Origin of the sequence: Campylobacter sp. P255, assembly GCF_003627915.1 — a bacterium.
Classification (GTDB): Bacteria; Campylobacterota; Campylobacteria; order Campylobacterales; family Campylobacteraceae; genus Campylobacter_D.
The window spans coordinates 1-1,651 of sequence record NZ_NREN01000025.1; the positions used below are offsets into that span (position 1 = coordinate 1).

The 1,651-nt window shown below is 25.4% G+C and carries 2 protein-coding genes; one reads left to right on the top strand and one right to left on the bottom strand.

The annotated features are described in order from the left end of the window. A partial coding sequence (locus tag CKA54_RS07730) for an SGNH/GDSL hydrolase family protein (RefSeq protein WP_216361592.1) occupies positions 1-1,305 on the bottom strand: 1,305 nt, incomplete at its 3' end. 99 nt (positions 1,306-1,404) lie between these two features. On the opposite strand from CKA54_RS07730, the gene CKA54_RS07550 reads away from it, so the two are divergent. Beyond that, a partial coding sequence (locus CKA54_RS07550; RefSeq protein ID WP_120760936.1) for a hypothetical protein occupies positions 1,405-1,651 on the top strand: 247 nt, incomplete at its 3' end.

Below are 1,651 nucleotides of genomic sequence, written 5' to 3' on the forward strand. Positions count from 1 at the left end.
ACTAGCATTATCTTGCTGAATTTTATCTTTTTCTTGAGATAATTGAATCTTATTTTGTTCTAATGAAGAAATTGTAGAGTTTAGTATACTTATTTGATTTTGCAAAGGCTGTAATTTAATTGGATCCATTCTAATATTATATTCTTCTATTGAATCTTTGAGTAATTGTAAATCGGGAATTAAATAACTAAAATTAATCTTACTATTTACAAGCACTTCTTTATTCAATTCATCAAAATCTATACAATGTTTTTGATTGTCATCTTTCATTACTAATAAAGATACCAATCTACTAAAATCAAGCGTATTAATATAATTTTTAAAATTGCCAACCTCCCATGACAATTCAGAATATTTATTTAAGGTATTAAATTTTAAAATTGTATTCTTCTCTATTATAAAATTTGTAGCTATATCTACAAAAGAATTATATCCCCAAGAAGGTTTAATAAGTTTTACTTTCGAATTTTCAAAAACTAAGCTAGAATAACTCAAGCAGTGTTTTTTATAAACACTTCCAGAAATCTCTTTTACATAATTACTTATGGAATTATTAAAAGTATGCATTCCCATCAATCTATAACCTATAAATCTATCAGATATTTCTAATGCAACATCTTTATCTAAAGTTAATGTTTTTTCTTTATAAATCAAATCTCTTGTCATATTAATTTTATTTTCATAACAATAAAGATTACTAAAATCATCCAATTCAATAGTCTCAAATCGATTTCTATCTTTTGTTTTTTCTTTTATTTTATATGGATAAATCATAGAATCAACATTTTTGATAATGTTTCTGCCAATATCAAACATTACAGCTGGTATCATATGATATGGATCCGGCTGCATATAAAATTTATCAATATTTCTTTCTTTTATATACGAATCTACATCTATAATATTAAAACCATATTCATTAGCTTTATATTTATGCAAATTATTAACTATATAAGCATTGGGATTACTTTTGATACTTCTGTGTTCAAATAAAAACAAAATAAGAATTTTCTTTCTTAAAGTCACTAATTCATCATAAAGATAACATATATTATTTAAAACACAATCAACATGCAATATGCTTAAAATAGATGTATCCATAATGTTAGATTCGATAATAATCAGGTCAGCATTGTTAAGTATTTCTTGGTTCTTTTTTCTTCTTAAGCAATAAAGCTTGTGTAACGATGTTGTTCCTCCGATTGATAAGTTAAAAAAATTTACATCTTCATGATCTAGCCCGGCTTGTAATCCTCCTGGAACCCTTGAGTTACTAGCCCCAATTAATACAATATTTTTTTTCATTCGAATACATCCTATTAAAAATACATAGTTTTAAACTTAAATAAAAAATAATTATGGCATAATTCAAATAATTTTTTAATTAAGAATAAAGGACTTATCGTGGAAAATAGCATCAAAAAAAATATATTACAACTACTCAATAATTTATCAGATGAAATACCGGAGCTAAAAACAGCAAACGAAAATACAAAACTATACAATGGTTTTGGAGGTTGTCTAGACTCTCTAGCCCTAGTTAGCTTGGTTGCTGATCTAGAAGAACTTCTAAGTGAAGAATTTGATAAAGAGATTATTCTAGCAGATGAAAAAATGATGAGTGCTAGAAATTCTCCATTTAAAGATGTAG